The organism is Mesorhizobium sp. P5_C1 (assembly GCF_054049815.1).
On sequence record NZ_JBFULQ010000394.1, the window covers coordinates 1 to 5,448 of the forward strand.

Annotated in this window: 12 protein-coding genes; all 12 read left to right on the forward strand. The window is 61.8% G+C overall.

Going from position 1 to position 5,448, the window contains the following annotated elements; genetic code table 11:
* Positions 1–239, forward strand: a 239-nt coding sequence (locus tag ACXJ7R_RS24030; protein ID WP_457154018.1) for an EF-Tu C-terminal domain-related protein, incomplete at its 5' end; no start/stop codon positions are given.
* 69 nt (positions 240–308) lie between these two features.
* Positions 309–617 carry a 30S ribosomal protein S10 gene (rpsJ, locus tag ACXJ7R_RS24035; RefSeq protein WP_010909272.1) on the forward strand — a complete coding sequence of 103 codons (309 nt, stop codon included), beginning with the start codon at positions 309–311 and terminating at the stop codon, positions 615–617.
* 61 nt (positions 618–678) lie between these two features.
* A complete protein-coding gene (gene rplC / locus ACXJ7R_RS24040) occupies positions 679–1,407 on the forward strand; it encodes a 50S ribosomal protein L3 (RefSeq protein ID WP_184874355.1) in 729 nt (242 codons plus the stop codon).
* A complete protein-coding gene (gene rplD, locus ACXJ7R_RS24045) occupies positions 1,407–2,027 on the forward strand; it encodes a 50S ribosomal protein L4 (protein ID WP_006333366.1) in 621 nt (206 codons plus the stop codon). The genes rplC and rplD overlap by 1 nt, the downstream gene beginning before the upstream one ends.
* Positions 2,024–2,317: a 50S ribosomal protein L23 gene (locus ACXJ7R_RS24050; RefSeq protein WP_010909275.1), complete on the forward strand. Its 294-nt coding sequence runs from the start codon at positions 2,024–2,026 to the stop codon at positions 2,315–2,317. The genes rplD and ACXJ7R_RS24050 overlap by 4 nt, the downstream gene beginning before the upstream one ends.
* A 22-nt stretch (positions 2,318–2,339) precedes the next feature.
* Positions 2,340–3,173, forward strand: coding sequence for a 50S ribosomal protein L2 (gene rplB, locus ACXJ7R_RS24055; RefSeq protein ID WP_095089679.1), 834 nt, complete (start codon positions 2,340–2,342; stop codon positions 3,171–3,173).
* 16 nt (positions 3,174–3,189) lie between these two features.
* Positions 3,190–3,468, forward strand: coding sequence for a 30S ribosomal protein S19 (gene rpsS / locus ACXJ7R_RS24060; RefSeq protein WP_006205463.1), 279 nt, complete (start codon positions 3,190–3,192; stop codon positions 3,466–3,468).
* Between the two features lie 2 nt (positions 3,469–3,470).
* Positions 3,471–3,860, forward strand: coding sequence for a 50S ribosomal protein L22 (rplV, locus tag ACXJ7R_RS24065; protein WP_006205462.1), 390 nt, complete (start codon positions 3,471–3,473; stop codon positions 3,858–3,860).
* Positions 3,860–4,585: a 30S ribosomal protein S3 gene (rpsC, locus tag ACXJ7R_RS24070; RefSeq protein WP_013895697.1), complete on the forward strand. Its 726-nt coding sequence runs from the start codon at positions 3,860–3,862 to the stop codon at positions 4,583–4,585. Before rplV ends, rpsC begins: the two co-directional genes overlap by 1 nt.
* A gap of 27 nt (positions 4,586–4,612) precedes the next feature.
* Positions 4,613–5,026, forward strand: coding sequence for a 50S ribosomal protein L16 (rplP, locus tag ACXJ7R_RS24075; RefSeq protein WP_013531427.1), 414 nt, complete (start codon positions 4,613–4,615; stop codon positions 5,024–5,026).
* Between the two features lie 13 nt (positions 5,027–5,039).
* The gene (gene rpmC, locus ACXJ7R_RS24080) at positions 5,040–5,240 is read left to right on the forward strand and encodes a 50S ribosomal protein L29 (RefSeq protein ID WP_457154019.1); all 201 of its coding nucleotides are present in this window, start codon (positions 5,040–5,042) and stop codon (positions 5,238–5,240) included.
* An 11-nt stretch (positions 5,241–5,251) separates the two neighbouring features.
* Positions 5,252–5,448 (forward strand): 30S ribosomal protein S17 (rpsQ, locus tag ACXJ7R_RS24085; protein WP_457154020.1); only part of this gene is annotated, 197 nt, incomplete at its 3' end.

Genomic DNA, 5,448 nt, shown 5'->3' on the forward strand with positions numbered 1-5,448 from the left:
AAGGTGGCCGTCACACGCCGTTCTTCACCAACTACCGTCCGCAGTTCTATTTCCGCACGACGGACGTGACCGGCATCGTGTCGCTGCCGGAAGGCACCGAGATGGTGATGCCGGGCGACAACATCACGGTCGATGTCGAGCTGATCGTGCCGATCGCCATGGAAGAGAAGCTGCGCTTCGCTATCCGTGAAGGCGGCCGCACCGTCGGTGCCGGCATCGTCGTCACCATCAAAGAGTAATTTGGACTTAAACCGATCTGTCGCGGGCGCAGGAGTTGCCCGCGCCGCGCCAGAACAAGGAAGTGACGCATGAACGGACAGAATATCCGCATCCGCCTGAAGGCGTTTGATCACCGCGTGCTCGACGCCTCGACGAAGGAAATCGTGTCGACGGCCAAGCGCACCGGTGCCAACGTCCGCGGCCCCATTCCGCTGCCGACGCGGATCGAAAAGTTTACGGTCAACCGGTCGCCTCACGTCGACAAGAAGAGCCGCGAGCAGTTCGAGATGCGCACGCACAAGCGTCTGCTCGACATCGTCGATCCGACCCCGCAGACGGTCGATGCTTTGATGAAGCTCGATCTGGCCGCCGGTGTGGACGTCGAGATCAAGCTCTAAGGGAATGAGAGCGCGGTAAGGGGCGGTGCCCCTGGCCCGGAACTCTAAAGGAATTGAACCGATGCGTTCAGGTGTGATTGCAAAGAAGGTGGGAATGACCCGCATCTACAACGATGCCGGGGAACATGTTCCCGTCACCGTTCTCCAGATGGAGAACTGTCAGGTCGTGGCGCAGCGCACGCAGGAGAAGAATGGCTACACTGCCGTTCAGCTCGGCGTTGGCCTTGCCAAGGTGAAGAACACGTCGAAGGCGCTGCGCGGCCATTTCGCGACCGCTTCCGTCGAGCCGAAGGCGAAGGTCGCCGAGTTCCGCGTCTCCGCCGACAACATGATCGATGTCGGCGCCGAGATCACCGTCGAGCATTTCGTCCCCGGCCAGAAGGTCGATGTGACGGGCACGACGATCGGCAAGGGTTTTCAGGGCGTCATCAAGCGCCACCACATGGGTGGTGGCCGCGCGACGCACGGTAACTCGGTCTCGCACCGTACGCACGGTTCGACCGGCCAGCGCCAGGACCCGGGCAAGGTGTTCAAGGGCAAGCATATGGCTGGCCACATGGGCGACACCCGCGTCACCACGCAGAATGTCGAGATCGTTTCGACCGACGCCGACCGCGGCCTGATCCTGATCCGCGGTGCGGTTCCCGGATCGAAGGGCGCCTGGATCCTGGTCCGCGATGCGGCCAAGGTGGCACTGCCGGCCAATGCGCCGAAGCCTGCCGCGATCCGCCCAGTTGCAGCAGGGAGTGCTGCTAAGAACGAGGCTCCGGCCACAGAGGGAGCGGAATAATGGATCTCAAGATCACAACGCTTGGCGGCAAGGACGCCGGCAAGGTGGAACTCTCCGAGGAGATTTTCGGCCTTGATCCGCGCGAGGACATCCTGCAGCGCGTCGTGCGCTGGCAGCTCGCCAAGAAGCAGCAGGGCACGCACAAGGCCAAGGGCCGCGCCGAAATCGCGCGCACCGGTGCCAAGATGTACAAGCAGAAGGGTACGGGCCGCGCCCGTCACCATTCGGCACGCGCTCCGCAGTTCCGCGGCGGCGGCAAGGCTCACGGCCCGGTCGTTCGCAGCCATGAGCACGAACTGCCGAAGAAGGTTCGCGCGCTTGGCCTCAAGCATGCTCTCTCGGCCAAGGCCAAGAGCGCGTCGATCATCATCATCGACGAGCTGAAGCTGACCGAGGCCAAGACCAAGGCGCTGATCGCGAATTTCGCGACGCTGGGCCTGACCAACGCTTTGGTGATCGGCGGTGCCGAGCTTGACAAGAACTTCAAGCTGGCGGCGACGAACATCCCCAACATCGACGTGCTGCCCATCCAGGGCATCAACGTCTACGACATTCTGCGCCGCGGCACGCTGGTCCTTTCGAAGGCCGCCGTCGAGGCTCTCGAGGAGCGCTTTAAATGACCGACCTTCGTCATTATGACGTGATCGTCTCGCCGGCGATCACCGAAAAGTCGACCATGGCCTCCGAGCAGAACCAGGTCGTCTTCAACGTCGCCAAGAAGGCGTCGAAGCCGGAAATCAAGGCCGCCGTCGAAGCGCTGTTCGGCGTCAAGGTGATGGCCGTGAACACGCTTGTCCGCAAGGGCAAGATCAAGCGCTTCCGCGGCACGATCGGCCGCCAGAGCGACGTCAAGAAGGCGATTGTGACATTGGCCGACGGCCAGTCGATCGACGTCGCGACGGGTCTCTGAGCAAGGTCGCGAGGACAGAACAATGGCACTGAAAAAATTCAACCCGGTAACGCCGAGCACYCGCCAGCTGGTCATCGTCGACCGCTCGGGCCTCTACAAGGGCAAGCCCGTCAAGGGTCTGACCGAGGGCCTGACCAAGTCGGGCGGCCGCAACAATTACGGTCGCATCACCGCCCGCTTCATCGGTGGTGGCCACAAGCGTTCGTACCGCATCATCGACTTCAAGCGCCGCAAGTTCGACGTTGTGGGCACGGTCGAGCGCATCGAATACGATCCGAACCGCACCGCTTTCATCGCGCTCATCAAGTACGACGACGGCGAGCTGTCCTACATCATCGCTCCGCAGCGTCTGGCCCCCGGCGACAAGATCGTTTCCGGTGAAGCCGTCGACGTGAAGCCGGGCAATGCGATGCCGTTGGCCTCGATGCCGGTCGGCACCATCGTCCACAACATCGAGCTGAAGCCGGGCAAGGGCGCCCAGGTTGCCCGTTCGGCAGGTGGCTACGGCCAGCTGGTCGGCCGCGACCAGGGCATGGCGATCCTGCGCCTCAACTCGGGCGAGCAGCGTGTCGTGCACGGCTCCTGCATGGCCACCGTCGGTGCCGTGTCCAATCCGGACCATGGCAACATCAACGACGGCAAGGCCGGTCGTACGGTTTGGCGTGGCAAGCGTCCGCACAATCGCGGCGTGACCATGAACCCGGTCGACCATCCGCACGGCGGCGGCGAAGGCCGCACCTCGGGTGGCCGCCATCCGGTTTCGCCCTGGGGCAAGCCGACCAAGGGCAAGAAGACGCGGTCCAACAAGGCGACCGACAAGTTCATCCTGCGCTCGCGYCATCAGCGCAAGAGCTAAGAAGAGGTAACGCCAAGTGACTCGTTCTATTTGGAAAGGCCCCTTCATCGACGGCTACCTTCTCAAGAAGGTGGACAAGGTTCGTGAAGGTGGTCGCAATGAGGTGATCAAGATGTGGAGCCGTCGCTCCACCATCCTGCCGCAGTTCGTCGGCTTCACCTTCGGTGTCTACAACGGCCAGAAGCATGTTCCCGTCTCGGTGAACGAGGACATGGTCGGTCACAAGTTCGGTGAATTCGCTCCGACCCGGACCTATTACGGTCACGGCGCGGATAAGAAGGCGAAGAGGAAATAATCATGGGCAARGCCAAAGCTCCGCGCAGGCTTGCTGACAACGAAGCGCGCGCCGTATTGCGCACGATCCGTATCAGCCCGCAGAAGCTGAACCTCGTTGCCGCGCTGATCCGCGGCAAGAAGGTCGCGACAGCGCTTTCCGATCTCGAATTTTCGGCCAAGCGGATTTCCGGCACGGTCAAGAAGACGCTGGAATCGGCAATCGCCAACGCGGAAAACAACCACGACCTCGACGTCGATGCACTGATCGTGGCGGAAGCCTATGTCGGCAAGTCGATCGTCATGAAGCGGTTCCATGCCCGTGGCCGTGGTCGCGCCAGCCGTATCGAGAAGCCGTTCTCGCACCTCACGATCGTCGTTCGTGAAGTCGAAGAAAAAGGGGAGGCCGCATAATGGGCCAGAAAGTCAATCCGATCGGTCTTCGCCTCGGCATCAACCGCACCTGGGATTCGCGCTGGTTCGCGAACACCGGCGAGTACGGCAAGCTGCTGCATGAGGACATCAAGATCCGCAAGTATCTTGAGAAGGAACTCAAGCAGGCTGCGATCTCGAAGGTCGTCATCGAGCGTCCGCACAAGAAGTGCCGCGTCACCATCCACGCCGCGCGCCCGGGTCTGATCATAGGCAAGAAGGGCGCCGACATCGAGAAGCTTCGCAAGAAGCTGATGGAGATGACGAAGTCCGAGACGCACCTCAACATCGTTGAAGTGCGCAAGCCGGAAATCGACGCGACGCTGGTCGCCCAGTCGATCGCCCAGCAGCTCGAGCGTCGTATCGCGTTCCGTCGCGCCATGAAGCGCGCCGTGCAGTCGGCGATGCGCCTCGGTGCCGAAGGCATCCGCATCAACTGCGCCGGCCGTCTTGGCGGTGCTGAGATTGCGCGCATGGAATGGTACCGCGAAGGCCGCGTGCCGCTGCATACACTGCGCGCCGATGTCGACTACGGCACGGCCGAGGCGAACACGGCGTACGGCATCTGCGGCGTCAAGGTCTGGGTGTTCAAGGGCGAGATCCTTGAGCACGACCCGATGGCTTCGGAACGTCGTGCGACCGAGGGTGATGCTGCACATGGCGGTGGTGGTGATCGCGAACGCGGTCGTCGTCGCGAAAACGCGTGAGACATTTAGGAATTTGGAGTTAGAACGATGCTGCAGCCAAAGCGCACAAAGTTCCGCAAGCAGTTCAAGGGCCGTATCCATGGTACCGCAAAGGGCGGCACCAATCTGGATTTCGGTGGTTTCGGGCTGAAGGCGCTTGAGCCGAACCGCGTCACCGCACGTGAGATCGAGGCGGCCCGCCGCGCGATCACCCGTGAAATGAAGCGCGCCGGTCGCGTCTGGATCCGTATTTTCCCGGACGTGCCGGTCACTTCGAAGCCGACCGAAGTCCGCATGGGCAAGGGCAAGGGCGCTGTCGATTACTGGGCGGCGCGCGTCAAGCCGGGCCGCATCATGTTCGAGATCGACGGCGTCAATGAAGAAACCGCCCGTGAGGCACTGCGTCTCGGCGCGGCCAAGCTCTCKGTCAAGACGCGCTTCGTGCAGCGCATCGCAGAATAAGGACGGGCTGATCATGAAAGCCGAAGACATCCGGACCAAGACCCAGGACCAGCTGACCGACGACCTGGCCAGCCTGAAGAAGGAGCAGTTCAACCTGCGCTTCCAGAAGGCCACCGGCCAGCTCGAGAAGACCGCGCGCGTGAGACAGGTCCGTAAGGACATTGCGCGTATCAAGACCATCGCTGCGGAAAAGTCCGTGGCTAAGAAGGCTTAAGGACGAAAACCATGCCAAAGCGCATTCTGCAGGGCACCGTCGTCAGCGACAAGAACGAGAAGACGGTTGTCGTCAAGGTCGAACGGCGCTTCACGCATCCCGTGATGAAGAAGACCGTGCGCATGACTAAGAAGTACAAGGCGCACGACGAGAACAACGCCCACAAGGTTGGCGATCAGGTGTTCATCCAGGAATCGAAGCCGATTTC

Bases quoted from the DNA above. Each gene is read 5' to 3' on its own strand.
- rpsJ (WP_010909272.1), top strand. From the start codon at position 309: ATGAACGGACAGAATATCCGCATCCGCCTGAAGGCGTTTGATCACCGC.
- rplC (WP_184874355.1), top strand. From the start codon at position 679: ATGCGTTCAGGTGTGATTGCAAAGAAGGTGGGAATGACCCGCATCTAC.
- rplD (WP_006333366.1), top strand. From the start codon at position 1,407: ATGGATCTCAAGATCACAACGCTTGGCGGCAAGGACGCCGGCAAGGTG.
- ACXJ7R_RS24050 (WP_010909275.1), top strand. From the start codon at position 2,024: ATGACCGACCTTCGTCATTATGACGTGATCGTCTCGCCGGCGATCACC.
- rpsC (WP_013895697.1), top strand. From the start codon at position 3,860: ATGGGCCAGAAAGTCAATCCGATCGGTCTTCGCCTCGGCATCAACCGC.
- rpmC (WP_457154019.1), top strand. From the start codon at position 5,040: ATGAAAGCCGAAGACATCCGGACCAAGACCCAGGACCAGCTGACCGAC.